27 protein-coding genes are annotated in these 24,549 nt (G+C 72.7%); 10 read left to right on the forward strand and 17 right to left on the reverse strand.

Translation table 11 applies throughout. From position 1 onward, the window contains the following. Positions 1-24 precede the first annotated feature (24 nt). Positions 25-1,377 (forward strand): CoA transferase, encoded by a 1,353-nt coding sequence (locus tag J3486_RS28535; RefSeq protein WP_207825339.1) that lies wholly within the window; start codon positions 25-27, stop codon positions 1,375-1,377. A gap of 84 nt (positions 1,378-1,461) precedes the next feature. After that, complete coding sequence (locus J3486_RS28540; protein ID WP_374194779.1) at positions 1,462-2,481, forward strand: CopD family protein; 1,020 nt, start codon at positions 1,462-1,464, stop codon at positions 2,479-2,481. Between the two features lie 24 nt (positions 2,482-2,505). On the opposite strand, the gene J3486_RS28545 is transcribed toward J3486_RS28540, so the two are convergent. From J3486_RS28545 to J3486_RS28580, 8 genes are all read right to left on the reverse strand, one after another. Continuing rightward, positions 2,506-3,549 carry a zinc-dependent alcohol dehydrogenase family protein gene (locus tag J3486_RS28545; RefSeq protein WP_207825340.1) on the reverse strand — a complete coding sequence of 348 codons (1,044 nt, stop codon included), beginning with the start codon at positions 3,547-3,549 and terminating at the stop codon, positions 2,506-2,508. A gap of 22 nt (positions 3,550-3,571) precedes the next feature. Next, a complete protein-coding gene (locus J3486_RS28550; RefSeq protein WP_207825342.1) occupies positions 3,572-4,246 on the reverse strand; it encodes a lysoplasmalogenase in 675 nt (224 codons plus the stop codon). Beyond that, on the reverse strand, positions 4,243-5,133 hold the full coding sequence (locus J3486_RS28555; protein WP_207825344.1) for a sterol desaturase family protein: 891 nt from the start codon (positions 5,131-5,133) through the stop codon (positions 4,243-4,245). The genes J3486_RS28550 and J3486_RS28555 overlap by 4 nt, the downstream gene beginning before the upstream one ends. Before the next feature lie 298 nt (positions 5,134-5,431). Continuing rightward, a complete protein-coding gene (locus tag J3486_RS28560) occupies positions 5,432-6,154 on the reverse strand; it encodes a VIT family protein (RefSeq protein ID WP_207825346.1) in 723 nt (240 codons plus the stop codon). A gap of 25 nt (positions 6,155-6,179) precedes the next feature. After that, positions 6,180-7,430 (reverse strand): amidohydrolase family protein, encoded by a 1,251-nt coding sequence (locus tag J3486_RS28565; protein ID WP_207825348.1) that lies wholly within the window; start codon positions 7,428-7,430, stop codon positions 6,180-6,182. Next, positions 7,427-8,716, reverse strand: a complete 1,290-nt coding sequence (locus J3486_RS28570; protein WP_207825350.1) for an amidohydrolase family protein — start codon at positions 8,714-8,716, stop codon at positions 7,427-7,429. Before J3486_RS28570 ends, J3486_RS28565 begins: the two co-directional genes overlap by 4 nt. Positions 8,717-8,729: 13 nt before the next feature. Continuing rightward, a complete protein-coding gene (locus J3486_RS28575) occupies positions 8,730-9,614 on the reverse strand; it encodes an SDR family NAD(P)-dependent oxidoreductase (RefSeq protein ID WP_207825358.1) in 885 nt (294 codons plus the stop codon). Position 9,615: 1 nt separating this feature from the next. Next, entirely contained in the window at positions 9,616-10,413 is a 798-nt protein-coding gene (locus tag J3486_RS28580) for an acetoacetate decarboxylase family protein (protein WP_207825360.1), read from the reverse strand. A gap of 131 nt (positions 10,414-10,544) precedes the next feature. On the opposite strand from J3486_RS28580, the gene J3486_RS28585 reads away from it, so the two are divergent. The 6 genes from J3486_RS28585 (at position 10,545) to J3486_RS28610 (ending at position 16,089) form a co-directional block, all read left to right on the forward strand. Continuing rightward, positions 10,545-11,177, forward strand: a complete 633-nt coding sequence (locus J3486_RS28585; protein WP_207825362.1) for a TetR/AcrR family transcriptional regulator — start codon at positions 10,545-10,547, stop codon at positions 11,175-11,177. 57 nt (positions 11,178-11,234) lie between these two features. Continuing rightward, positions 11,235-12,221, forward strand: a complete 987-nt coding sequence (locus J3486_RS28590) for a DEDDh family exonuclease (RefSeq protein WP_207825364.1) — start codon at positions 11,235-11,237, stop codon at positions 12,219-12,221. Positions 12,222-12,313: 92 nt separating this feature from the next. After that, positions 12,314-12,547 carry a hypothetical protein gene (locus J3486_RS28595; RefSeq protein WP_078506612.1) on the forward strand — a complete coding sequence of 78 codons (234 nt, stop codon included), beginning with the start codon at positions 12,314-12,316 and terminating at the stop codon, positions 12,545-12,547. 77 nt (positions 12,548-12,624) lie between these two features. Then, a complete protein-coding gene (locus J3486_RS28600; RefSeq protein WP_307804988.1) occupies positions 12,625-13,422 on the forward strand; it encodes an SURF1 family protein in 798 nt (265 codons plus the stop codon). A gap of 113 nt (positions 13,423-13,535) precedes the next feature. After that, positions 13,536-15,329: a glycoside hydrolase family 15 protein gene (locus tag J3486_RS28605; RefSeq protein WP_207825369.1), complete on the forward strand. Its 1,794-nt coding sequence runs from the start codon at positions 13,536-13,538 to the stop codon at positions 15,327-15,329. Positions 15,330-15,333: 4 nt separating this feature from the next. Beyond that, entirely contained in the window at positions 15,334-16,089 is a 756-nt protein-coding gene (locus J3486_RS28610) for an SDR family oxidoreductase (RefSeq protein WP_207825371.1), read from the forward strand. A gap of 81 nt (positions 16,090-16,170) precedes the next feature. Here the strand turns inward: J3486_RS28610 and amaP are convergent, their stop codons facing one another. The 5 genes from amaP to J3486_RS28635 form a co-directional block, all read right to left on the reverse strand. Further along, on the reverse strand, positions 16,171-16,758 hold the full coding sequence (gene amaP, locus J3486_RS28615) for an alkaline shock response membrane anchor protein AmaP (protein WP_207825374.1): 588 nt from the start codon (positions 16,756-16,758) through the stop codon (positions 16,171-16,173). Beyond that, complete coding sequence (locus J3486_RS28620) at positions 16,755-17,417, reverse strand: DUF6286 domain-containing protein (RefSeq protein ID WP_207825376.1); 663 nt, start codon at positions 17,415-17,417, stop codon at positions 16,755-16,757. Before J3486_RS28620 ends, amaP begins: the two co-directional genes overlap by 4 nt. Further along, positions 17,414-17,752 (reverse strand): iron-sulfur cluster assembly protein, encoded by a 339-nt coding sequence (locus J3486_RS28625; protein WP_207825378.1) that lies wholly within the window; start codon positions 17,750-17,752, stop codon positions 17,414-17,416. Before J3486_RS28625 ends, J3486_RS28620 begins: the two co-directional genes overlap by 4 nt. Positions 17,753-17,755: 3 nt before the next feature. After that, positions 17,756-17,941: a hypothetical protein gene (locus J3486_RS28630; RefSeq protein WP_026246397.1), complete on the reverse strand. Its 186-nt coding sequence runs from the start codon at positions 17,939-17,941 to the stop codon at positions 17,756-17,758. A gap of 97 nt (positions 17,942-18,038) precedes the next feature. Then, positions 18,039-18,512: an Asp23/Gls24 family envelope stress response protein gene (locus J3486_RS28635; protein ID WP_207825380.1), complete on the reverse strand. Its 474-nt coding sequence runs from the start codon at positions 18,510-18,512 to the stop codon at positions 18,039-18,041. A 110-nt stretch (positions 18,513-18,622) separates the two neighbouring features. Between J3486_RS28635 and J3486_RS28640 the strand changes: the two genes are divergently transcribed. Further along, entirely contained in the window at positions 18,623-19,354 is a 732-nt protein-coding gene (locus J3486_RS28640; protein ID WP_207825384.1) for a nucleopolyhedrovirus P10 family protein, read from the forward strand. A gap of 19 nt (positions 19,355-19,373) precedes the next feature. Here the strand turns inward: J3486_RS28640 and J3486_RS28645 are convergent, their stop codons facing one another. The 4 genes from J3486_RS28645 to J3486_RS28660 all read right to left on the reverse strand — a co-directional run bounded on the left by J3486_RS28645 (position 19,374) and on the right by J3486_RS28660 (position 23,460). Beyond that, on the reverse strand, positions 19,374-20,171 hold the full coding sequence (locus J3486_RS28645) for an enoyl-CoA hydratase/isomerase family protein (protein ID WP_374194786.1): 798 nt from the start codon (positions 20,169-20,171) through the stop codon (positions 19,374-19,376). 173 nt (positions 20,172-20,344) lie between these two features. Further along, on the reverse strand, positions 20,345-20,566 hold the full coding sequence (locus J3486_RS28650; protein WP_018533414.1) for a helix-turn-helix domain-containing protein: 222 nt from the start codon (positions 20,564-20,566) through the stop codon (positions 20,345-20,347). Positions 20,567-20,939: 373 nt separating this feature from the next. Further along, entirely contained in the window at positions 20,940-22,538 is a 1,599-nt protein-coding gene (gene abc-f / locus J3486_RS28655; RefSeq protein ID WP_207825386.1) for a ribosomal protection-like ABC-F family protein, read from the reverse strand. 94 nt (positions 22,539-22,632) lie between these two features. After that, positions 22,633-23,460, reverse strand: coding sequence for a hypothetical protein (locus tag J3486_RS28660; RefSeq protein WP_229378758.1), 828 nt, complete (start codon positions 23,458-23,460; stop codon positions 22,633-22,635). Positions 23,461-23,660: 200 nt separating this feature from the next. Between J3486_RS28660 and J3486_RS28665 the strand changes: the two genes are divergently transcribed. Then, complete coding sequence (locus tag J3486_RS28665) at positions 23,661-24,548, forward strand: neutral zinc metallopeptidase (protein WP_207825388.1); 888 nt, start codon at positions 23,661-23,663, stop codon at positions 24,546-24,548. Position 24,549: the final 1 nt, after the last annotated feature.

A 24,549-nucleotide genomic window follows, 5' to 3' on the forward strand; every position in this document is an offset into this window, starting at 1 on the left:
GTACCGCTCCGGCATAGTGCCCGCATGACACAGACACCCGGCGTCGCGGCACCCTGGGAGGCGCTGGGCGGCGATCCCGCCCTGCTGTCCCATCTCTCGTCCACCCCGCACGCGGGCGCGCTGCCCGCCCGCCTGCCCGTCCGCGAACTGGCCGCCGCCTGCGTCGGCGCCTGCTCCCTCGCGGCGGCGGAACTGGCCGCCACGCGCGCGGGGCGCGAAGTGGGCGGCGTACGGATCGACGACGCGACCGTGGGCACCGCCTTCGTCAGCGAGCGGCATCTGCTCATCGACGGGCGCGCACCCGTCAACTTCGCACCCCTGTCGCGCTTCTGGCGCACGAAGGACGGCTGGCTGCGGACCCACGCGAACTATCCGCACCACCGGGCCCGGCTGCGCGCCGCCCTCGGCGTGGGCGAGGACGCGACGGTGGAGGACGTGGCGGCGCTGCTCGCGGAGCGGTCGGCCGAGGAGGTGGAGTCGGCCGTGTACGCGGCCGGGGGCCTGGCCGTCGCGCTGCGCACGCCCGAGCAGTGGGCCGCGCATCCCCAGGGGGCCGAGATCGCCCGGCGACCGCTGCTGACGCGGGAGCGGCTCGACGCGGCGCCGCCGCGCGCCCCGCACGGCCCGCCGAGGGTCCTGGATCTGACCCGGGTCATCGCGGGCCCGGTCGCCACCCGCACGCTCGCGCTGCTCGGCGCGGACGTGCTGCGGGTGGACGCGCCGCAGCTCGCGGAGGACCCGGACGCGCACGCCGACACCGGGTTCGGCAAGCGCTCGACGCGCCTGGACCTGGGCGACGGCGCGGACCGGCGCACCTTCGAGGAACTCCTCGACGGCGCCGACGTGGTGGTCACCGGGTACCGGCCCGGCGCGCTGGACCGGTTCGGGCTCGCTCCGGAGGCGCTCGTGGAGCGGCACCCCGGGCTCGTGGTCGCGTCGCTGTCGGCCTGGGGCGCGTACGGGCCGTGGGGCGAGCGGCGCGGCTTCGACAGCCTCGTCCAGGTGGCCACGGGCATCGCCGCCGTCGAGGGCGCCCCGGACCGGCCGGGCGCGCTGCCCGCGCAGGCGCTGGACCACGGGACGGGCTATCTGATCGCGGCGGGTGCGCTGCGCTCGCTGACCGAGCAGACGCGGGACGGCGGCTCGCGGGTGCTGCGGTTCGCGCTGGCGCAGACGGCGCACTGGCTGCTCGGCGGGGAGCGGGGTGTCCCGTCCGGGGAGCAGGTGCCCGCGCCCCGGCTCCTGGAGACCGACAGCGCGATGGGGCGGCTGCGGTACGCGCCGTCCCCGGTGTCGTTCGACGGCGGGCCCGCCGACTGGGCGCGCCCGCCGGGGATGTGGGGGACGGACGCCCCGGTGTGGGTCAAGAACTCCTGAAGCCGGGCGGAACGTCCGGATCGCTTTGCTCCACTTGTCCCTGTGCACTTGCCCCGGTCTGCCCGCACTGGCGAAGATCCAACGGTGAGCTCCATACCACCGACCACTGAGCTGTCCGCGCCCGCGGACGTGCCCGTCCGCAGATCGGGCGGTGCCGGGCGCGCCGTCGCCGTCGTCGTGCTCGTCGCCGCGGCGGCCCTGATCCCGATGTTCGGTCCTGATGCCGCGCTGGACGGCACGGGTGAGGCCGCGGCGCCGGGCGTGGGCGGGATCGCGCTGCTGCGGACCGTGCTGTTCGGGGCGTTGTGCGTGCAGGCGGGCGAGGTGTTCGCCGGGTTCCTGGCGCGCCGGGTGGAGCCGCTGGGCGAGCTGCCGCGTCCCTGGTCGCGGTACGCGCCCTGGGCCGGTTTCGCGGCGGCGCTCGGGCTCGCCTCCGTGGTGGCGTCCGGGAACCTGATCCCGCACAGCCTCGCGGCTCTGGACATCGGCGGCCTGTACGGGACGCGCGACGGCACCCTGGCGCTCGTCGAGGTGAACGCGTTCCTGGTGGCGGCCCTGTGCGCCCGTTCGCGCCGCCCGGGCAGCGCGCTGCTGCCGCTCGCCGCCGTGGTCGTGGCGGAGGCGCTGCGCGCGCACCCGCCGGCCGAGGACACCCCGCTCGTCGGCTCGGGCCTCACCCTGGTGCATCTGACGAGCGCCGCCCTGTGGGTGGGCGGACTGCTGTACGTCCTGCGCACCACGCACGCGTGGCGGACGCGCGCCCCCGGGGCGGGCACGGCGCTTCTGGGCCTCTACGCGCGCGTGGCCGCGGTCCTGCTCGCCGCGATCACCGCGACCGGGGTGTGCAGCACGCTGCGCCGGATGCCGGCGAGCACCGTTCTCGACCAGCTCACCTCGACGGCGTACGGGCGCACGCTCCTCGCGAAGGTGCTGCTCGTCGTGGTCGTCGCGGTGCTCGCCCTGGTGGCGCGGCTGCGGCTGCGCGGCGCGCGGGACCGTACACGGGCGTACGTTCCCGCGCGCGCGGAGGTCGCGGTGCTTGCCGTCGTGGTCACGGTGTCGGCGGTGCTCACGGCGCTGCCGCTGCCGATCCGCTGGACCTGAGGTGACCTGACCCCTGCGGGGCGCTCAGTTGGTGACGAGCACCTTCAGCGCGGTGCGCTCGTCCATCGCCTTGTAGCCGCCCGGGACGCCCTCGATGTCGACGGTCATGTCGAAGACCGGCGACGGGTCGATCGTGCCGTCCAGGACGTCGGGCAGCAGGTCGGGGATGTAGCTGCGGACGGGGGCGACGCCGCCGCGCAGCGCGATGTTGCGGTCGAACATGACGCCCAGGTCGAGTCCGGTGCCGCTGCCGTGCGGAACGCCGACGAAGCCGATGGCGCCGCCGTCGCGGGTGATGTTCACCGCGGTCTTCATGGACTGCTCGGTGCCGACGGCCTCGATCACGCAGTGCGCGCCCTGGCCCTTGGTGAGCTCGCGGATCGCCTCGACGGCGGCGTCGCCGCGCTCCGCGACGACGTCGGTGGCGCCGAAGGTGCGCGCGATGTCGGTACGCACCTCGTGGCGGCCGAGCGCGATGATCCGCTCGGCGCCGAGCCGCTTGGCCGCGAGGACGCCGCACAGGCCGACCGCTCCGTCGCCCACGACGGCGACCGTGGCGCCCTTGCGCACGCCTGCGCCGAGGGCCGCGTGGTGGCCGGTGCCCATGACGTCGGAGAGCGTCAGGAGGGCGGAGAGCAGGTGGTCGTCGGAGGCGGCGTCGGACGGCAGCTGCACGAGCGTGCCGTCGGCGAACGGGACGCGCACGGCCTCGCCCTGTCCGCCGTCGTAGCCGACCGCGCCCCAGAAGCCGCCGTGCTCGCAGGAGGTGGTCAGGCCCTCGCGGCAGTAGTCGCAGACGCCGTCGGACCACATGAAGGGCGCCACGACCAGGTCGCCGCGCTTGACGGCGGACACCTCGGAGCCGGTCTCCTCGACGATGCCGAGGAACTCGTGCCCGATGCGCTGCCCCGGCTGCCGGGCCGCCTCGCCCCGGTAGGCCCACAGGTCGCTGCCGCAGATGCAGGCGCGCAGGACGCGGACGACGGCGTCCGTGGGGAGCACGACGACGGGCTCGGGGACGTCCTCCACACGCATGTCGTACGGGGCGTGAATGGTGGTGGCGCGCATGGGGGGTGTTCCTTTGTGCAGGTCAGTGAGGGGTGCGCCGGGTCGCGGCGCTCTCCTCACGGTACGCCGCCCCCGGCGCGGGCCGCTCCTCGAGCACCCCCTGGGCCAGCAGGAACTGGGCCGCCACGTACGTGAGCATGATCCAGAAATCGGCCTGCGGCAGCGCCGGCCAGTCGGCGACCCCCAGGGCGATGAGCGAGTCCGACAGCAGGAACAGCGCGCCGCCGACGCCCGCCGTGCGGCCGAGCCGGGACGCGCCGAACGCCATGGCGGTCAGCAGCACGCTGTAGGCGGCGACGGGTACGCGCATGCCGGCCGGCAGATCGGTCCAGAGCGCGGCGACCGTGTTCGTCAGCACGACGAAGTACACGATCCCGAGCAGCGAGCCACGCGCGCGTGGCTGCCCGTACCGGCGGAACAGCACCAGGTAGCAGACGTGTCCGGCGGCGAAGCAGCCCATCCCCGCGAGGAAGGCGGCGTCCTGGTCGAACAGCAGCAGGACGTCGCCGGCCCAGCCGCACAGCAGGGCGCCCCACAGCAGCCGGGGCCCGCCGCGCATGACGACGTACGCCAGGAGGACGGGTATCAGCAGCGGTTTGAGGACGGTGTGCGCGAGGTCCGCCCCGGCGAGCAGCGCGACGAGGTCGGCGGCGCACACCGCGAAGAAGGCGGTGCGCAGCACCCGGGGAAGGCTCACGCGGCGCCCTCGGTGACCTTCTGCGGGACGTTCGGGGCGGCGGTGGGCCGGGGCTGCCAGCCGGGTCCCCGGAAGACCCTCCCGGCCCGCTCGCGCCAACTGCCCGCCGCCTTCAGGTCCCTGGCGATGGCCGCGTACTCGTGCGTGGCCACGCGCAGCGGGTTGTGCGTGCTGATGTTCTTGGTGAGCCCGAACACGGGGCGCTCCACCTCCGCCACCCACGACCCGAACAACCGGTCCCAGACGATGAGGATCCCGCCGAAGTTCCGGTCCAGGTAGCCGCCTTGGGAGGCGTGGTGGACGCGGTGGTGCGAGGGCGTGTTGAGGACGAACTCGAAGGGGCGCGGCAGCTTGTCGATGCGCTCGGTGTGGATCCAGAACTGGTAGACGAGGTTGACCGACGAGCAGAACGCGAGTGCCGCCGGGTGCACCCCGCACGCGATCAGCGGCAGGTAGAACGGCCACACGGTGAGGCTGGTCCAGGGCTGGCGCAGCGCGGTCGTGAGGTTGAACTTGCGGCTGGAGTGGTGCACCACGTGGCACGCCCACAGGATCCGGATGACGTGGTGCCCGCGGTGCGACCAGTAGTAGAAGAAGTCCTGCGCGAGCAGCATCAGCGGCACGGTCCACCACAGCACGGGAACGCGCAGCGGCGTCAGTTCGTAGACCGCCGTGTAGATCGCGACGATCGGTATCTTCCACAGGAAGTCGAAGACGAGGCTCCCCAGGCCCATGGTGACGCTGGTGGCGGCGTCCTTGGTGTCGTATCCGGCGGCGGCCCCTTCGGCGTCGGGATGGATCCGTACGCTCACGATCTCCACGACCGTGAGCAGCACGAACGCGGGAATCGACCAGAGCACGACATCGGGCAGGTTGGGCGTCGACATGCGTGCACCGTAAGGGCGGGGGCCGGGCTGCGACTAGGGGTTGTTACCGACAAGTATTACCGCCGGTACGTGGGGCGTTGCCGGCGGTCTCCACCAAGTGGGGAACGACGGCCCCGGACGGAAGGCGGCGCTCCGGATGGCCCGTCCGGAGGCGCCCCGGGCGGCCGGCAGCGGCCGAGGGCGTGCGGGACGCGTTCGCGCGGGCGGGCGCGTTCACCGCCGACCGTCTGTTCGCCGCCGACCGGTCGGCTGACCGTGATGGAGGCGCGCGGTGCGACGCCTCTGATCCGACCGCCGCTCACACGCCCGCGGCGCCCAGCAGCGAGCCGGCCCCGTACGTGACCGCCATCGCCAGCGCTCCCCCGGCCATGTTCCGCCACACCGCGGGCCGCGGCTCGGCGCTGCCCATGCGGGCGCTGCTGTAGCCGGTGAAGGCGAGGGCGACCAGGACGGAGCCGACCGTGACGGGCAGCCGCCAGCCGGGGGGCGGCAGGACGATGGCGAGCAGCGGGAGCAGGGCGCCCGCCGTGAACGCGAGGAAACTGGCCCAGGCGGCGTGCCAGGGGTTGGTGAGTTCGTCGGGGTCGATACCGAGCTCCACGCGCGCGTGGGCGCGCAGCGCGTCGCGTTCGGTGAGCTGTTCGGCGGCCTCGCGGGCGACGTCGTGGCTGAGGCCGCGGTCCATCAGCAGGTCGGTGAGTTCCTGGAGTTCGGCCTCCGGCTGCTCCTTGAGCTCGCGCTTCTCCTGGGCGAGCGCGGCCTTCTCCGAGTCGCGCTGGGTGGACACGGAGACGTACTCGCCCGCGGCCATGGACATCGACCCGGCGAGCAGTCCCGCGAGTCCGGCGGTGAGCAGGGCGGAGCGGTCGTCGGTGGCCCCGGCGACACCGACGACGAGGCCCGCGGTGGAGACCACGCCGTCGTTGGCGCCGAGGACGGCGGCGCGCAGCCAGTTGAGGCGGGAGCCGAGCGCGCCGCCGTGTGCTTCGTCGTGTTCCGGTCGCGTACCTGGTTCAGTCACGGGGCGAGCATGACACCCCGCGCGCTCACCACACCCGTACCGACGCTCCGGGCGCGAAGACGGGACTCGTCGCGTCCGCCGGGGGCTCCTTGAGCGGCTCGTCGATCTCGGCGACCGTGGGGCCGACGCGGGCCGCGATCGGGTCCAGAAGGGCGAGGTCGAAGCCGTAGACGCGGGCCGCGTTGCCGCCGACCATCGCCGCGACCTCGTCGCGCGGCAGGCCCGCGTACGCGATGCGCAGACCCTCGCGCGTGTACGGGTACGTGCCCTCGTCGTGCGGGTAGTCGCTGCCCCACATGATCTTGTCGAGGCCGATGCGGTCCCGCAGGGGCACTTCGTGGGGGCGCATGAAGCTCGCGCCCACATAGCAGTTCTCGCGCCACACGGTGGAGGGGCCCTTGCCCATCGACTCGGCCAGGCCCGCGCCGAACTTGGACTCGGCAGTCTTCGCCGTCGTGGCCGTCGCCTTCGTGGCGGCCCGCACGAGACGTCCGTGGTAGTAGTCCAGCATGTCCAGGACGCCGGGGATCCAGCCCGATCCCTGCTCGGTGAGGACGAGCTTCAGGTCCGGGTGCTTGCGGAAGGCGCCGCCGAAGACGAGGTGCCACAGCGCGCGGTGCGAGAACCACGTCGTCTCGACCATGAAGACCGCGCGGGCGGCGGGTTCCTCGCCGAGCGGCGGGGAGGCCGAGCCCGCATGGTGGTTGACCGGGACGCCCAGTTCGGCGCAGGCCCGCCAGATCGGGTCGTACGTGGACGAGTACAGCTCGGGAAGACCGGAGCCCGGTGGCGTGCCGGGCAGCAACAGGCCGCCCTTGAGGCCCGCGTCGGCGGCCCGGCGGATCTCCTTGACGGCCTCCTCGACGTCGTTGAGGAGGATCTGGAAGACGCCCGCCCTGCGGCCGGGGGCGGCGGCGCAGAAGTCCGCGAGCCAGCGGTTGTGGGCGCGCAGACCCGCCCAGCGCTGCTCGAACTCCTCGCGCGTGGGCGCGGGCGCCATCAGCGAGGCGGACGGGAAGAACGGCGGGATGGTGTTGGGGAAGACGACCTCGGCGACGATGCCGTCCCGCTCCAGCTCCTCGACGCGGCGGTCGGAGTTCCAGTTGCGGTCGGCGGTGTCGGCGAGGAGGTCCTCGTACGGGTTCACGTAGGTCGCGGCCCACGCGTCGAACGCGTCGTGGTGCCGCGTCTCCAAGTACGGCTTGTAGTCGAGGAGATCGGCGCCCGCGTGGCAGTCCGCCGAGATGACGGTGTACCTGTCCTGAGAAGCGCTCATGGGGTCACCCCAAGCGTCGGGAAGTCGTGGTCGGTCAGCCAGTGCCGGCCCACCTCGCGCGAGCGCGCCCAGGACGCCTCGACGGCGCTCTGGTCGGCGTCCTGGCCGAGATCGGCGGGGGTCGGGCCGATGCGCCGCGCGAGCGGGGCCAGCTTCTGTGTATCGAAGCCGAAGACCTCGGCCGCGGCCAGCCCCAGCATCCGCCGGGTCTCGGCGACCGGGATGTCGTGGAAGGTCTTCTTCAGCCACGCGCGCGTGTCCGGCCACGTGCCTTCAGGATGCGGGAAGTCGCTGCCCCACAGGATGTTGTCGACGCCGATCTCGTAGCGCTGGGCGAGTTCGCGGCGCTTGGTGTTGGTGGCGCAGACGAAGACCTGCCGGTCCAGGTACTCGTGCGGGGCGCGCTTCAGCTCGGCGAACGGGGACAGCTTCTTGCCGCCGTGGGCGCCCAGGTAGAGGCGGTCCATGAACCAGAGCAGGTTCGGCAGCCACCAGCAGCCCGACTCGGCGACGCCGAACTTCAGGCCCGGGTGCCGTTCGAAGACGCCGGACCAGAGCAGGAACCACAGCGGGCGCGCGGGCCACCAGGTCACTTCGCTGACGTAGATGCCGAGATGGTCGCCGTACTCGTGGCGCGGAGCCGCTCCGGAGTGGGTGACGACGGGCATCTCGCACTCGGCGGCGGCCGCCCACACCGGGTCGTAACGCGCCGCGTGGTACGGGTCCTTGTCGACCCACATCGACGGGATCATCAGGGCGCCGAGCCCCGACTCCTTGGCGCGGTGCACCTCGGCGACGACCTTCTGCGGATCGGCCGTGATCGGCAACAGGGCGACGCCGCAGTGCCGTTCGGGATTCTGGCCGACGAACTCGGCGAGCCAGCGGTTGTGCGCCTGCGCGCCCGCCATGCCGAGTTCGGGGTCCTGGTCGCCGGAGAGGCCGAGCCCGACGCCGAACGGCGCCGCCGTCTGGCTGTCCACGGCGTCCGCGTCGGGGAAGACGACCTCGGCGGCCACCCCGTCGCCGTCGAGCTCCTTGAGGCGCTGCGCGGCGTCCCAGCCGCCACGCAGGCCCTCCTCGTTGTCCTGGAACCACTTCGCGGCGAACGCGTCGTTGCGGATGCCGAGCCGCGTCGCCTCCTCGCGCCGCTTGTCCCGCTCGCCGAGGAACTCGTCGAAGGCGCGGTGGAAACGGCGGTCCAGGTAGGGCCGGTACTCCTCGGTGGGCAGTCCGGCGTGGCAGTCGGAGGAGATGATCAGGTACGGGTCGTTCCGCTGAGCCGTCATCGAAAGTCACCCCTCAGTCGAGAATGAAGCTCTCCAGATACGCCGGGTTCGCCCGGTCCAGCATCGACTGCGAACGCGCCCTGATCTGCCGGTCGCTGTGCTCACTGGCCGGCAGCAGCCAGAACCGGTCGGCCGCGATGCCCTCCGCGACGAGGTCGGCGACCTCCTCCACGGGCGTGAACGCGACCTCCTTGCCGGCCGCCTTCATCGCCGCCTCCCACTGGTCCAGGCTGCGGTAGGGCGTCTTGCGGGGGCGCTCCTTGGCGAACCGGTCGGGCCGGTTGCGGTGCGACTCCCACAGCCCGGTCCGCAGCATGTGGGGGCCGGGGAAGAGCACGGAGGCGCCCACGCGCGCGTGCTCCGCCTTCAGATGCGCGTACAGCGACTCGGTCAGCGTGACGACGGCCGCCTTGGTGACCGCGTACACGGAGGCCGTCGGCAGCGGCGCGATGCCGCCGTCCCCGGACGAGGTGTTGACGACGTGGCCCGGCTCACCGCCCGCGATCATGCGCGGCACGAACGCCTGGACGCCGTGGAAGACGCCCCACACGTTGACGTCGAACGCCCACTTCCAGTCGTTGGGCTCGTGCTCCCACATGCGGCCCTCGGCGCCCGAGCCGACGCCCGCGTTGTTGCACAGCACATGGCAGCCGCCGAACCTCGCGTACGTGTCCGCGGCGAGGTCCATGACCTGCTCGCGCTCGCCGACGTCGACCACGCGCGCGTGCACGGTGGCCCCGGCGTCGCGCAGGTCGGCCGCTGCCGCCTCCAGGGCGCTCTTCTCGACGTCGGCGAGGACGACCTTCAGGCCGTCCGCCGCGAACCGGCGTGCCATCGCGAGCCCGATGCCGCTCGCCGCGCCCGTGACGACGGCGACCTGTCCTTCGCGCAACTCCATGTCACACGCTCCCCTCGGGCGGGCCGTCGAGGATCTGCTGGGGGTCGTCGTAGCGCTGGTGGATGTACGGGAGCAGGGCCTGGGCGCTGACCCGCTCGACGACCCTGCCCTTCTGGTCGGTCGTCTTCTCGCCGATGGTGATCTCGACGAGCGTACGCACGGGCAGGTCCGCGACCGGGTCGTACATCGACTCGCGCAGGACGACGTCGCCGGTGATCCGCTCCAGCTTCCTGACCTTCTCGTTGCGCAGGCAGTGCACGAGCACCGGGTCCGCGTCGAAGCCCGAACCGTCCACCGCGGGCAGGAACTTGAAGTAGAAGTCCGTCTTCTGCGTCGGCTCCGGCAGCGGCAGGCTCCCGCTGACCGCGCCGCGCACCTCGACGAACGCGATGCCGTGCCGGGCGAGCGCGGCCCGGACGACGAGCCCGTCGCGCTCCACGGTGACCTCGCCGAGCTTCTTCGGCTCGCCGAAGACCTCACGGCCGCCGATCAGGGCCCGCTCGTGGGTCATCGGCATGACGAGCGGATACCAGCCCTCCACTCCCCCGTGCTCGGCGGCGACGGCGACCGAGCCCGCGCCCAGCGGGTAGCCCGGCAGGTCGACCTTGCTGATGTTGGCCCGCACCAGGGGCCGCGCGGTGGGCTTGAGCGGCGGCGGGAGCACCGCGGCCACCGCGTCCGGGTCGGACTCCCACACGGCGACCACGCCGGTGGACCAGATGTCGGGAAGCTTGCTGCTCGCGGTGCGCGCGGCGGCGATCTCCGCCTCGGTGCGCGCTCCGTACCGTACGCGTGCCATGTCGTACCGCCCTTCGTCCGTGATGTGTCGTGACGTGTCGGGGGTCGTTCGCTCGGCGCCTGTAACACAGTTACACCGGCGGCGATGAAGGGTAAAGAGACGTGCACCTACGGGAGTTGAGGGGCGAAGCGATGACGCGTACACCGCTCACCCGCGACGAGGTGCTGTCCGTCGCCGGGGACCTGGTCAAGCTGCACGGACCCGAGGCGCTGACGATGCGCAAGCTGGCCGCCGAGCTCGGCACGGCCGTGACCTCGATCTACTGGCACGTCGGCAATCGCGAGTCGCTGCTCGACGCCCTCGTCCGGCGCACCATCGCCGATCTCGGCACGATCAGGCCGCGCGGGAGCAGCCCGCAGGAGCGCGTCGTCTCGGTCGCCCGCGCTCTGCGCCGACAGCTGCGCGCGCATCCCCATCTGGTGGCGATGGTGCACGAGCGCGGCCTGACCGAGCACATGTTCCTGCCGGTGCAGCAGGCCCTCGTGCACGAGGTGCACGCGGCGGGGCTGCGCGGGGTGCCCGCCGCCGAGGCCGTGCGGGCCGTCCTCTTCCAGGTCGTCGGGCACGTCCTCGTGGAGCGCAACCGGGAGCGCTCGCCGGTGCAGCGGCCCGGCGAGGAGGAGCTGTGGGCCGGGGAGCAGGCGGCCGCCGCCGAGGACGACCGGGAGCTGGCCCGGGCCCTGGCCTCTCCGGTGGATCCGGACCGGCTGTTCACGACCTCCGTACGGGCCCTGACGAAGTCTCTCCTCGGGCCTGCCACTTGACCCGGAAGGGGACGGCGGCGACCGGAGTGTCAGTCACGGCCCGTATCCTCAGGGACCATGCTCGAAGACCGACCGACCGCAGCGTCCGCAGCCCTCTGGCCGGCCGCGTATCCGAAGGGATACGCGGTCGTCGACGTGGAGACCACCGGCCTCTCCAGGGACGACCGGATAATCTCGGCTGCCGTCTACCGTCTGGACACCCGCGGCGAGGTCGAGGACCACTGGTACACGCTGGTCAACCCGGAGCGCGATCCGGGCCCGGTCTGGATCCACGGTCTGACGAGCGACGTCCTGGAAGGGGCGCCGCTCTTCCCGGAGATCGCCGAGGAGTTCGCCGTGCGCCTGGACGGCCGCGTCCTGGTCGCGCACAACGCGGTCTTCGACTGGTCGATGATCTCCCGTGAGTACGCGCGGGCGCAGCGCACCGCCCCGGTCCGGCAGCGGCTGTGCACCATCGCGCTCTCCAAGGAGCTCGGCCTGCCGCTGCCCAACCACAAGCTGGAGTCGCTGGCCGCGCACTTCGGCGTCGTACAGGAGCACGCGCACAACGCGCTGGACGACGCGCGCGTGCTCGCGGAGGCGTTCCGCCCGAGCCTGCTCGCGGCGGCCGGCCGGAATCTGCGGCTTCCGCTCCTGGAGTGCCGTCCGCTCACCGAGTGGACCGACTCCTCCTCGGTGCCGCGCCAGCCGCAGTCCTCGTACCGGGGCGGCGGGGGCGGGGGCACCTGGCGTCCCTCGCGCAAGCGCCCGGCGTGCCCGTACCCGAACCCGGGGCGCTACGAGCCGGGCAAGCCGCTCAAGCAGGGGATGCGGGTCGCGTTCTCCGGGGACACCTCGGTCGAGCGCGAGCTCCTGGAGGACCGGGCGGTCGAGGCGGGCCTGCACGTGGCGACGAGCCTGTCGCGGCTCACCAGCCTGCTGGTCACCAATGACCCGGACTCGTACACGTCGAAGGCCGTGAAGGCGAAGCAGTTCGGGACGCCGGTCGTGGACGAGGCGGCGTTCGGACAACTGCTCCAGGACGTGGCCCCGGCCGACCACTAGAGGTGCATCGAGGAGCGACAGACGGGTGATTGCGGGGCGACTCGCCCCGCGCCCGCTCGCCAGCGGGAGCCCGCGCGCTCACCCTGTGGCGCATGGCACGTTGTGAGGTCTGCGGAAACGACTACGGCATGTCGTTCGAGGTGCACGCGCAGGGCGCGGTGCACGTCTTCGACTGTTTCTCCTGCGCCATCCACCGCATGGCGCCCATCTGCGAGCACTGCCGCTCGCGCATCATCGGCCAGGGCGTCGAGGTCGAGGGCCACTGGTACTGCGGGGCGCACTGCTCCCGTGCGGAGGGGAGGGTGGGGATCGTCGACAAGGTCTGACCCCATACCGCAGCACGGCGCCGCTATCGGGCGCACCCCCCTGAAAACACCCCATGCCCACGGAGTACGGTCATGGGGTGTACCGCTTCCTGTTGACCCGGCAGTGGGTGATCCTCACCCTGGTCGCCCTCGTCCTCATCCCCACGATGATCCGGCTGGGCATCTGGCAGATGCACCGCCATGACGAGCGGGCCGCCCGCAACCAGCTGGTCACCGACGCACTGAAGGCGAAGCCGGTGCCCGTCGAGGACCTGGCGTCCGTCGGGCACATCGTCACCAGCAAGGAGCGCTACCGCACGGTGTCGGCGACGGGCCGCTTCGACACCGACGACGAGGTCGTGGTGCGCCGCCGCACCAACTCCAACGACGAGGTCGGCTATCACGTGCTGACCCCGTTCGTCCTCAAGGACGGCTCGATCCTGCTGGTCAACCGGGGCTGGGTGGCCGACAGCGGCAGCCAGACCGCGTTCCCGAAGGTCCCCGCCCCGCCGCGCGGCGAAGTCACGATCAAGGGCCGGCTGATGCCGGACGAGACGACCGAGGCCAGCGGCATCAAGAACGTGCAGGGGCTGCCCGACCGCCAGGTCATGCTGATCAACAGCAAGCAGGAGGCCAAGCGCCTCGGCGGCGGCGCGCAGGTGCTCGGCGGGTACGTCCAGCAGACCGCGCCCGACACCAAGAACGACACCCCGGAGCTGCTCGGCGACCCCGGCAAGGAGGACGCCGCGCTGAACTTCGCGTACGCGTACCAGTGGTGGCTGTTCTCCGCCGCGGTGCCGGTGGGCTGGGTGGTCCTGCTCCGGCGTGAGCTGCGCGACCGGCGCCGCAAGGAGGAGGACGAGGCCGTGGACGAGGTGACCCCGGCCGCGGTCTAGGCGGTGCAGGCCGGTGCCCGTTCGGCTGCCTGGTTGATGCCGCTTCGCGCGTACCGGTTGTGTGTGGTTGATCGCGCAGTTCGCCGCGCCCCTGAGGGGGCAACCGGACAGATATGCATCGCCCCATTGAGGACTACGCGCTCGTCGGCGACGAGCAGACGGCCGCCCTGATCGCGCGGAACGGCTCCGTCGACTGGCTGTGTCTGCCGCGCTTCGACTCGCCGGCCTGCTTCGCCGCGCTGCTCGGCGACGAGGAGAACGGGCACTGGCGGATCGCCCCGCAGGGCGCCGAGGAGTGCGCCCGGCGCTCCTACCGGCCCGGCACCCTCGTGCTCGACACCGAGTGGGAGACCGACGACGGCAGCGTCCGGGTCACCGACTTCATGCCGCAGCGCGACCGGGCCCCCGACCTCGTCCGCATCGTCGAGGGCACCGGCGGCCGCGTCACCGTCCGCAGCGCGCTGCGGCTGCGCTTCGACTACGGCTCCGCGGTGCCCTGGGTGCGCCGCGTCGACGGGCACCGGGTGGCCGTCGCGGGCCCCGACTCGGCGTGGCTGCGCAGCGAGCCGGAGGTGCGTACCTGGGGCGAGGACTTCTGCACGTACGCGGAGTTCACGGTCGAGGAGGGCGAGAAGGTGGCCTTCGTGCTGACGTGGCACCCCTCGCACGAGGTGCGCCCGGCGCTCGTCGACCCGTACGAGTCGCTGCGCCACAGCCTGGAGGACTGGCGGGCGTGGTCCGACCGCTGCCGCTACGACGGGCCGCACCGCGACGCCGTGATCCGTTCCCTGCTCACCCTCAAGGCCCTCACGTACGTGCCGACCGGCGGCATCGTGGCCGCCCCCACCACCTCGCTGCCGGAGGAGATCGGCGGCGTACGCAACTGGGACTACCGCTACTGCTGGCTGCGGGACTCCACGCTCACGCTCGGCGCGCTGGTCTCGGCGGGCTATCTGGAGGAGGCCGAGGCGTGGCGCGACTGGCTGCTGCGGGCGGCCGCGGGCAACCCCGACGACCTGCAGATCATGTACGGGCTCGCGGGCGAGCGGCGGCTGCCCGAGCAGGAGCTGGACTGGCTGAAGGGGTACCGCGACTCCCGTCCCGTACGGTCCGGCAACGACGCCGTACGGCAGCTGCAGCTCGACGTGTACGGCGAGGTCGTCGACTCGCTCGCGCTGGCCCGCCGCTCCGGTCTGAAGGCCCAACCGCACGCGTGGCAGCTGCAGTTGGCGCTCCTGGACTTCCTGCACGGCGCGTGGCGCGAGCCCGACGAGGGGCTGTGGGAGGTGCGCGGGCCGCGCCGCCACTTCGTGCACTCGAAGGTGATGGCGTGGGTCGCCGCGGACCGCACGGTGCGCGCCCTGGAGGACGACCCGGAGCTGCCCGGCGACATCGGCCGGCTGCGGGAGCTGCGCGACACGATCCACCGTGATGTGTGCGAGCACGGCTATGACGCCGAGCGCGGCACGTTCACCCAGTACTACGGCTCGCGCGAGCTCGACGCCGCCCTGCTGCTGCTCCCCCGGGTGGGTTTCCTCCCGGCGGACGATCCGCGGATCGTCGGTACGGTCGACGCGGTACGCGACGAACTGGCCCGGGACGGCTTCGTGCGCCGCTACAGCACCGAGGGCAACGCGGTCGACGGGCTGCCAGGGGACGAGGGCGCCTTCCTCGTCTGCTCGTTCTGGCTGGCCGACGCGCTGCATCTGACGGGCCGGACGAAGGAGGCGCGCGAGCTGTTCGATCGGCTGGTGGCGCTCCGCAACGACGTGGGGCTGCTCGCCGAGGAGTACGACCCGGCGCGCGAGCGTCAGCTGGGCAACTTCCCGCAGGCCTTCAGCCACATCGGGCTCGTCGGGACCGCGCTGACCCTGTTCGCGGCGGACCCGGACAAAGAGGCAGGATAGAGCCATGGATCTTGGACTGAAGGACCGTGTCTACGTAGTCACCGGCGCCACCCGGGGCCTCGGCAACGCCGCGGCGCGCCAGCTCATCGGCGACGGCGCGAAGGTCGTCATCACCGGGCGCGACGAGGAGAAGGTGAAGAACGCGGCGGCCGAGCTCGGCCCGAACGCGTTCGGGGTCGCCGCGGACAACGCCGATCCGGCGATCGCCGAGCGGGTGATCGGCGCCGCGCGCGAGCAGTTCGGCGGGTTCGACGGGATTCTCGTCAGCGTGGGCGGGCCCGCGCCGGGGTTCGTCGCGGACAACACCGACGAGCAGTGGGAGGCGGCGTTCTCCTCGGTGTTCATGGGCGCGGTGCGGCTCGCCCGCGCCGCGGCGGCCGAGCTCGGCGCGGGCGGCGTCATCGGCTTCGTGCTCTCCGGCTCGGTGCACGAGCCGATCCCGGGGCTGACCATCTCGAACGGGCTGCGCCCCGGCCTCGCCGGATTCGCCAAGTCCCTCGCGGACGAGCTGGGCCCGCGCGGCATCCGGGTCGTGGGCCTGCTGCCCGCCCGGATCGACACCGACCGCGTACGGGAGCTGGACGGGATGTCGGCGGACCCGGAGGCGACGCGCGCCGCACAGGAGTCCCGCATCCCGCTGCGCCGCTACGGCACGCCGGAGGAGTTCGGCAAGGCCGCGGCGTTCTTCCTGTCCCCGGCCGCGTCCTATCTGACCGGGGTCATGCTGCCGGTCGACGGCGGCTTCCGGCACGGGTTCTGACCGGCAGAGGGCTGCTTCGTGCGGTGGGCCCGCACCTCGTCGAGGTGCGGGCCCGCCGCTGGACGGCCGTGTTCGTGAGCCTCAACTCACCCTCTCCGCGCGGTGCTTGACCGCCCGGAGCCGGACCTCCGCGGGGAGGGACGCGAGGCCCGCGGAGTCCCGTGCCTGCTTCAGGGCCTCGTCGCTGAGGCGCTGGAGGGCCGCACCGGGGGCGGCGTGCGAGGCGAGGGTGAGGCCCATGCGGGCCTGGGGCGTGGAGCGGCGGCCGGTCAGCAGGACGCCGGCCCGCTCCACTCCGTCGAGTCCCTCGGCGCCACTCACCAGGACGCTCTCCAGGGCCCGCCCGCGCAGCAGGGCGCCCTCGCCGTCGCCGGTGTCGACCAGCACCTCGCCGAGGCGGCGACGCCGGAGCTGGGCGACCAGCCACCACAGGGCGAGCAGCACGACGACACCGAGCACGGCGATCACCGTAGGCCACCACCAGCCCTCGTCCTGCCAGCGGTGCCGGTCGGCCGCGCTCAGCAGGACGTCGTCCTTGCTGTCGTAGACCCACCAGGACGGCGGCTTCACCCCGAGCCCCACGGCGAGCAGCGAGCCGCCGCCGAGGACGAGGAGCAGCCCGATCAGTCCGAGCACGATCCGGTTCACGGTCCTGAGCACGCCGCTCACCCCTTCCGTCCGGGCCGCGCCACGTGCACCGAGAGTCCGGGCGCGGAGCCGAGCCCCAGCTCCCGGATGCCGTCGCTGAGCGTGGCGTCCAGGTCGGCGCGTACGTCGTCGAGTTCACGGAAGTGCGAGACGGCCCGCGCCTCCACCTTCTTGCGCTTCATCCGGACGCGTACGGACTGCACGCCGGACACCTCCATGGCCCGGTCGCGCAGCACCATCGCGGCGGCGTCCCGGTGCAGGCCCGCACGCACGTCGGTGTGCGTACGGCGCATCGGCAGGACGGCGCGCAGTCCCGGGGTCAGCGCGAGCACGATCAGCCACAGGCCGAGCGCGGCGGCGACGCCCGCGCCGATCAGCACGGCGGTGTCGTCGAGGTGCCACTGGGCGAGGTGGTCGGCGAGGCTGCGACGCCACTGCATGGCCGGCTGCCCGGCGCGCACGGCGGCGACGTCGTAGAGCAGGATGCCGAAGCCGCCGAGCAACACCAGGGCCGCGATCGCCGCGGGGACCCGGCGGCCCGACCAGAAGCGGGCGGGCTTCTCCTCGCCCTCCAGGGTGGGCTGCGGTTCGTAGTCGGCCGCGGACGCCGACTGGCCGAGAGGGCCTTCCGCGTCGGGCTCGCGTTCGACCACGGGCAGCCGCTGGGTGGGCTCGCTCATCGGATCCTCCCCGCGCCGCGCGCCTGCGCCGGGTGCAGCCGCTCCACCTGGACGGCCACCTCCGGCACCTCCATTCCCGCCAACGTCCTTACCCGCTCGGCGACTTGGCGACGCACGGCGCCGCACTGGGCGCCGATGTCCCCCGGAAAGCCCAGCTCAAGGCTGATCCGAACGCGCGCGGTGTCCTGGTGGACGGTGACCGCGGCGTGCGGCGGCGCGCCGTCCTGCGGAGCTGCGTCCAGTGCCTCACGTGCCGCCTGTGCGGCGATCTTCGCGACGACCCGGTCGGCGATCCGGGTCGCGCCGCGCTCGGCCGGCGCGACCTGTGCCGCCATGGGTCAGCCCCGCCGATCGCCGCGCGAACGGAAGAACTCGCCGACTTCCAGGTCCCCTTCCAGGAACCGGCCCGCGACGAAGCCGATGGCGCCGAGCGCCGCCACCAGCAGGAAGGCCCCGAAGCCGCCGAAGTATCCGGCGAATCCGAGAGCCATGCCGGCGATCATGCCGATCACGGCCAGATTCATCGTGTGCTCCTTCTACGAGCTACGAGTGCAACGAGCTACGGGTCAGCAGTTCAACGGGCCGGGAGTGCCGGGCGCCGGGCGCGGGTGCGCGCGGTGCTCACTGAAGGCGGCCTTCCGGCTCCTCTTCTTCCTCGTCCGGCAGCTTCACGTCGCTGACGGCGATGTTCACCTCGACGACCTCGAGCCCCGTCATGCGCTCGACCGCCGCGATCACGTTCTCCCGTACGGCACGTGTGGTGTCCGCGATCGACACGCCGTACTCGACGACGATCTCCAGGTCGAGGGCCGTCTGGACCTCTCCGACCTCGGCCTTCACGCCGCGCGTCACGGACTTGGAGCCGCCCGGCACTCGGTCGCGCACGGCGCCGAAGGTGCGGGAGAGGCCACTGCCCATCGCATGCACACCGTCCACGTCGCGCGCCGCCATTCCGGCGATCTTCTCGACGACGCCGTCGGCGATGGTGGTACGGCCGCGGGACGCGGGGTCGCCGCCGCCCCTCTTGGTCACGCTGGTCTTGGCCGACTGGGCGGCTGCGGACGTGTCGCCCGGCTTCTGTACGGTGTCGCTCATCGGGGGTGTCCCCTCTGTGAGGTGCGGTCTCCCTGCGGGGTCCTGCTTACTTTTGCCCACACTATGTGCGGTTACCCGAAGCCGCGCCCCGGATGAGGCAGCCTGGGTCAATGACGGCTGACCGATGGGCACAGGCAGTGAGACAGCAGCTCGGACTCGGCAGGGTGCTGCCGTTGGGCGAAGCGGGTGACGGGGCGTGGGTCACGGAGGGCGCGGCGCGTGGTGCGCTGCGCCGGGCGGTGGCCACGATGCCCGGCGTGCGCCTAGGGGCGCTGCGTCTCGCCCTCTGCGACCCAGGGACCGCGGACGAGCCGGCGGTTCCGGCGCCGCCGAGCGCGCTGCCGCCGGGGCCGTTGCGGATCGACGCGCAGTGCGAGGTGACGGCGGACGAGCCGCTGCCGCAGACCGCGGCGCGGCTGCGCGCGGCGCTCACCGATGCGGCGCGTGAGCGGCTCGGCCTGGTGGTGGCGGAGGTGGACCTGGAGGTGACGGCGCTGCTCGACGAGGCCCCGCGGCCGCAGCAGGAACCGGAGCCGGGACCGGCCCCGGCCCCGGCCGAGGAGTCCGCTCCGACCGGCGACGCGGGCCGCGCCGCGCGGGCCGCGCTCGGGGTGGCCGGGGTGGCACGGCTGACGGGGGCGCTGGGCGGCATGGGCCGCGCCGTCCACATCACGGAGACGGCGGGTGCGGCCACCCTGCCGCGCCGCCATGTGCGGCTGGAACTGGCGGTGGCCTCCGGGCAGCGCGCGCTGGACGTGGCGCGGGCCGTCCGCGAGGCCGTGACGACGGCACTCCCGGACGGCCCGACGGTCGCCGTACTGGTGACGGACGTGGACGCCTAGGGGGCCCGCCGGCGTCAGCTCATTCGCCGACGCCCGCCAGGTCCCGCAGTCGGCGTCCCTGCGCGGCCCGCTCGGCCGCGCGCTGCTCGTCGAGGGTGCGGCCTGCGGCGCCCTGCAGCAGCGCCTTGGTCTCGATCACGGCGTCGCGCGGGGCGGCGACCAGGGCGCCGACCAGGTCGGAGGTCGCCTCCGCCAGCTGCTCGGCGGGCACGGCGACGTTGGCGAGGCCGCTGGCGACGGCCTCGTCCGCGTGCACGTAGCGCCCGGTGACACAGATCTCCAGGGCGCGCGCGTAGCCGACGAGCGAGACGAGCGGGTGCGTGCCGGTCAGGTCCGGTACGAGTCCGAGGCTGGTCTCGCGCATGGAGAACTGCACGTCGTCGGCGACGACGCGCAGGTCGCAGGAGAGGGCGAGCTGGAAGCCCGCTCCGATCGCATGCCCCTGGACCGCGGCGACGGACAGGATGTCGCTGCGCCGCAGCCAGGTGAAAGCGTCCTGGTACTCGGCGATGGTGGAGTCCAGGGACTCGTCGTCTCCGCGTGCCAGGTCGATGAAGGACGGCTCGCCGTCGAAGCCCTCGGGCGTGAACGCCTGACGGTCCAGGCCCGCGGAGAAGGACTTGCCCTCACCGCGCACCACGACGACCCGCACGGAGCCCGGCAGGGCGCGCCCGGCATCGGCCAACGCCCGCCACAGAGCGGGAGATTGGGCGTTGCGCTTGTCCGGGTTGGTCAGGGTCACCGTGGCGACGGCGTCGTCGACGGTGAGCTTGACCCCGTCCTTGTCGAGCAGGGGTGCGGGGGTGTCCGCCATCATCTGGGCCTCCGAGTCTGCGCAGTCGTCGAGCGGTCGCTCACCAGCGATCGCGAACGACGTAAGTGACTGCACAGTAACCACCCGGCCGATCGGGGAACCGACCGGGTGGTCACCGCCGGAGCCGGTGCGGCCCGCCGCTCAGGATGGTGCGCAGGGCGGACGGGCCGGCCGCGTCAGCTTGCCGCGGCCTTCTTGCCTCGCGTGGCCCCGCCGCGACCTCGCAGCGTGACCCCGGATTCGCTGAGCATCCGGTGGACGAAGCCATACGAGCGGCCGGTCTCCTCGGCCAGTGCCCGGATGCTCGCACCGGAGTCGTACTTCTTCTTCAGGTCTGCCGCGAGCTTGTCGCGCGCGGCGCCGGTCACCCGGCTGCCCTTCTTCAGAGTCTCGGCCACCCGTGCCTCCTCATGGGAAGTGCGCTCTGGATTTCCCATGATCACCCCTTGCGGGCTTCCTGGCCACCCATTCGGCAAGGTCTGTAGGCCCGGAATTCCGGGCCCGGCGGCGATCCACACGAGTGGAACATGAGGTTCCGGAGGCTTTTCGCGGCCACCGGAACCATCGGTTCTAAAAAACCGGCAGGTCAGCGACTCCCCAGGCGCCGCAAGGGCTCCGCCGCCGAGAGCGGCCCGAATTCCGTGTAGGACACACCTCGGTACGAGGCGATCTCACTCAGATGAAGGATCACGGATCGGCCGAATGATCCATACGGAGTGGATCAGCCATTCGATCAAGCCGTGCTGACGCTCAGGGAAGCCCCGGGGCCGGTCAGGCGAGCGCGACGAGATCCGCGTAGGTCTGGCCCCACAGGTCCTCGACACCGTCGGGCAGCAGGATGATCCGCTCCGGCTGGAGCGCCTCGACGGCGCCCTCGTCGTGCGTGACGAGGACGACGGCGCCCTTGTAGGTGCGCAGCGCGCCGAGGATCTCCTCGCGGGAGGCCGGGTCGAGGTTGTTCGTCGGCTCGTCGAGGAGGAGCACGTTCGCGGCGGAGACCACGAGGGTCGCGAGCGCGAGACGGGTCTTCTCACCGCCGGAGAGGACCCCGGCCGGCTTGTCGACGTCGTCGCCGGAGAACAGGAACGAGCCGAGCACCTTGCGGACCTCGACGAGGTCGAGGTCGGGTGCGGACGAGCGCATGTTCTCCAGGACGGTGCGCTCGGGGTCGAGCGTCTCGTGCTCCTGGGCGTAGTAGCCGAGCTTGAGGCCGTGGCCCTCGACGACCTGGCCGGTGTCGGGCTTCTCGGCACCGGCGAGCAGGCGCAGCAGGGTGGTCTTGCCCGCACCGTTGAGCCCGAGGATGACGACGCGCGAGCCCTTGTCGATGGCCAGGTCGACGTCGGTGAAGATCTCCAGGGAGCCGTACGACTTCGAGAGGCCCTCGGCCATGAGCGGCGTCTTGCCGCAGGGCGCGGGCTCGGGGAAGCGCAGCTTGGCGACCTTGTCGCTCTGGCGCACGGCCTCCAGGCCCGCGAGGAGCTTGTCGGCGCGCTTGGCCATGTTCTGCGCGGCGACCGTCTTGGTCGCCTTGGCGCGCATCTTGTCGGCCTGCGCGTTGAGCGCGGCGGCCTTCTTCTCGGCGTTCTGGCGCTCGCGCTTGCGGCGCTTCTCGTCGGCCTCGCGCTGCTGCTGGTAGAGCTTCCAGCCCATGTTGTAGACGTCGATCTGGGAGCGGTTGGCGTCCAGGTAGAAGACCTTGTTGACGACCGTCTCGACCAGGTCCACGTCGTGGGAGATCACGATGAAGCCGCCGCTGTACGTCTTCAGGTAGTCGCGCAGCCAGACGATCGAGTCCGCGTCCAGGTGGTTCGTGGGCTCGTCGAGCAGGAGCGTGTCGGCGTCCGAGAAGAGGATGCGGGCCAGCTCGATACGGCGCCGCTGACCGCCGGAGAGCGTGTGCAGGGGCTGGCCGAGCACACGGTCGGGGAGGTTGAGCGCGGCGGCGATGGTGGCGGCCTCGGCCTCGGCGGCGTACCCGCCCTTGGTGAGGAACTCGGTCTCCTGGCGCTCGTACTGCTTGAGGGCCTTGGCCTGCGTGGCGCCCGTGCCGTTCGCGATGCGCTGCTCGTTCTCGCGCATCTTGCGCATGAGGACGTCGAGGCCTCGGGCGGACAGGATGCGGTCGCGGGCGAGCACGTCGAGGTCGCCGGTGCGCGGGTCCTGCGGCAGATAGCCGACCTCGCCGGAGCGGGCGATGGTGCCGGCGGCCGGGATGCCCTCACCGGCCAGGCACTTGGTGAGGGTGGTCTTGCCCGCGCCGTTGCGGCCCACGAGGCCGATGCGGTCGCCCTTGGCGACTCGGAAGTTGGCGTTCTCGATGAGGATGCGGGCGCCGGCGCGCAGTTCGATACCGGATGCGGTGATCACGGGTGGGTCTCCAGGGCAGAAACGGCTGATTGACGGGGCGGGGGCCGGTCTGTGCCGCTAATGCACCCAGAGAAGAAACGTCATACAGGCCAGTTTACCGGTGAGGGGCAAGCGCTTTTGCCGGGCGTCCCGGCCGCTCGCCCTCCGCTTCGTGCGCCGCCCCCTGTCCCGGCAGTTCGTTGCCCAGCGGAGTGCGGCGCGGAACGATCCTGCCGAGGTCGTCGACGGCCACGATCCGCTCGGTCCAGTCGACGGCCGGGTCGGCGCAGGGCTGGGCCACGAGCAGCGCCGTTTCACGCCGCATGTAGGTGGCCGGTTCGAACGCGCAACCCGCGCGCGCGGGCAGCACCCAGCGCAGGTCCCCGTCGGCGACGCGGTAGGCGGCGATGCGCCGCGGGGTGACGACGGCGAGCATCCGGGCGTCGGGGCCGAGCGGCTGGAGGACGCCGCGGCCGGCGTGCGCGCCCGGGGTGCGCAGCCAGGGCGCCGCGTCCGGGATCGCGCGGTGCCAGCGCACGGTGCGGCCGGTGGTACGCGCGGTGTCGGTGACGAGGCCGTCGCTCCACAGCGCGAAGGCGTGCCCGGCGGCAGGCAGCACGGCGAGCGCCCGCCGCCCTTCGCGGGTGTGCCGCCAGCGGAGCCCCTCGGCGTCGTACGCCTCGACGCCGCCGCCCCCGGCCCGCAGCAGCGGGGCGGCCGCGCCGGGGTGCGCGGCCACGCGCGCGAGGTGGTCCCCGTAGGGCGCGGGGCGCAGGAAGTGGGCGGCGGTGAACAGGAGGCCCGCGAGGAGGGCGGCGAGCGCGGGCCGCAGAAGTCCGGCGCGGGCCCTGCGGGGCGGTGGCTGCGGCAGGCCCAGGGGGCGCACGGCCGCGGGCCGTACCGGACCCGCCTCGGCCGTCACGTCGAGCGGCACCACCGCCATCACGAACCCCCCGCCTGTCACCTTCTGCCACGAATCCGGCGCAGAGCGTAGCGGTGAGGCCGTACGAGCGGACCCTCGGGCGGCGGCGACACGGCGCGCGCGGGCGCGCGCGTCCCCCGTTCGGCCGCCGGATCAAGGCTCTCCAGTCAGGCACGTAACAGGATGAACTGGGTGTTTCCCGGTGAGAGGGCGGTACGGGCATGCAGTTCGACGACGACGCCGATCTGGACACGTCGGAGGTCCAGGACGTGCGCAGCAGCCGGGTCCCCGGCGGCAGGGCGACCATCGGCGGCGGTCTCGCCGGGCTGCTCGCCCTGGTGATCGGCCTGTTCTTCGGCACGAACGAGTTCGGGCTCTCCTCGGACGGCGGCGACTCCCCCGCGACGACCGTGTCGAGCGCGGCCCAGGTGCAGCAGCAGTGCCACACGGGGGCGGACGCGAACGCCAAGGACGACTGCAGGACCGTCGCGGTGGTCAACAGCGTGCAGGACTTCTGGCGCCAGGAGTTCGCCCGCCGCAGCGCCCGCTACACGCCCGCCTCCACGGTGTTCTTCACCAACCGGGTGAGCACGGCGTGCGGGGCGGCGACGTCGGCGGTCGGCCCGTTCTACTGCCCAGGCGACCGCAAGGTCTATCTCGACCTCGGCTTCTTCGACGAGCTGCGCACCAAGTTCGGCTCGTCCGGCGGGCCGTTCGCGCAGGCGTACGTCGTGGCCCACGAGTACGGGCACCACGTGCAGAACCTGATGGGCACCCTGTCGCGCTCGCAGGACGGGCGGACCGGGCAGAACAGCAACGCAGTCAAGGTCGAGCTGCAGGCCGACTGCTACGCGGGCGTGTGGGCCCGCAACGCGACGCGCACGCCCGACGAGTCGACGGGCCGGCCGCTGATCACGCGCCTCACCGACGCCGACATCCGCGACGGTCTGGACGCGGCCGCCGCCGTCGGCGACGACCGGATCCAGGAGCGCTACCAGGGCCGGGTGACGCCCGAGTCATGGACGCACGGCTCGGCCGCGCAGCGCCAGCAGTGGTTCTACCAGGGCTTCAAGAGCGGCGACATGGCGCAGTGCAACACCTTCAGGTGAG

This window comes from Streptomyces sp. VRA16 Mangrove soil (assembly GCF_017377775.1).
GTDB lineage: Bacteria > Actinomycetota > Actinomycetes > Streptomycetales > Streptomycetaceae > Streptomyces.

Excerpts from the sequence above, each read along its gene's own strand:
- J3486_RS28535 (WP_207825339.1), top strand. The coding sequence starts at position 25 with ATGACACAGACACCCGGCGTCGCGGCACCCTGGGAGGCGCTGGGCGGC.
- J3486_RS28545 (WP_207825340.1), bottom strand. The coding sequence starts at position 3,549 with ATGCGCGCCACCACCATTCACGCCCCGTACGACATGCGTGTGGAGGAC.
- J3486_RS28555 (WP_207825344.1), bottom strand. The coding sequence starts at position 5,133 with ATGTCGACGCCCAACCTGCCCGATGTCGTGCTCTGGTCGATTCCCGCG.
- J3486_RS28565 (WP_207825348.1), bottom strand. The coding sequence starts at position 7,430 with ATGAGCGCTTCTCAGGACAGGTACACCGTCATCTCGGCGGACTGCCAC.
- J3486_RS28570 (WP_207825350.1), bottom strand. The coding sequence starts at position 8,716 with ATGACGGCTCAGCGGAACGACCCGTACCTGATCATCTCCTCCGACTGC.
- J3486_RS28575 (WP_207825358.1), bottom strand. The coding sequence starts at position 9,614 with ATGGAGTTGCGCGAAGGACAGGTCGCCGTCGTCACGGGCGCGGCGAGC.
- J3486_RS28580 (WP_207825360.1), bottom strand. The coding sequence starts at position 10,413 with ATGGCACGCGTACGGTACGGAGCGCGCACCGAGGCGGAGATCGCCGCC.
- J3486_RS28585 (WP_207825362.1), top strand. The coding sequence starts at position 10,545 with ATGACGCGTACACCGCTCACCCGCGACGAGGTGCTGTCCGTCGCCGGG.
- J3486_RS28590 (WP_207825364.1), top strand. The coding sequence starts at position 11,235 with ATGCTCGAAGACCGACCGACCGCAGCGTCCGCAGCCCTCTGGCCGGCC.
- J3486_RS28595 (WP_078506612.1), top strand. The coding sequence starts at position 12,314 with ATGGCACGTTGTGAGGTCTGCGGAAACGACTACGGCATGTCGTTCGAG.
- J3486_RS28605 (WP_207825369.1), top strand. The coding sequence starts at position 13,536 with ATGCATCGCCCCATTGAGGACTACGCGCTCGTCGGCGACGAGCAGACG.
- J3486_RS28610 (WP_207825371.1), top strand. The coding sequence starts at position 15,334 with ATGGATCTTGGACTGAAGGACCGTGTCTACGTAGTCACCGGCGCCACC.
- J3486_RS28620 (WP_207825376.1), bottom strand. The coding sequence starts at position 17,417 with ATGAGCGAGCCCACCCAGCGGCTGCCCGTGGTCGAACGCGAGCCCGAC.
- J3486_RS28625 (WP_207825378.1), bottom strand. The coding sequence starts at position 17,752 with ATGGCGGCACAGGTCGCGCCGGCCGAGCGCGGCGCGACCCGGATCGCC.
- J3486_RS28630 (WP_026246397.1), bottom strand. The coding sequence starts at position 17,941 with ATGAATCTGGCCGTGATCGGCATGATCGCCGGCATGGCTCTCGGATTC.
- J3486_RS28635 (WP_207825380.1), bottom strand. The coding sequence starts at position 18,512 with ATGAGCGACACCGTACAGAAGCCGGGCGACACGTCCGCAGCCGCCCAG.
- J3486_RS28640 (WP_207825384.1), top strand. The coding sequence starts at position 18,623 with ATGACGGCTGACCGATGGGCACAGGCAGTGAGACAGCAGCTCGGACTC.
- J3486_RS28645 (WP_374194786.1), bottom strand. The coding sequence starts at position 20,171 with ATGATGGCGGACACCCCCGCACCCCTGCTCGACAAGGACGGGGTCAAG.
- J3486_RS28660 (WP_229378758.1), bottom strand. The coding sequence starts at position 23,460 with ATGGCGGTGGTGCCGCTCGACGTGACGGCCGAGGCGGGTCCGGTACGG.
- J3486_RS28665 (WP_207825388.1), top strand. The coding sequence starts at position 23,661 with ATGCAGTTCGACGACGACGCCGATCTGGACACGTCGGAGGTCCAGGAC.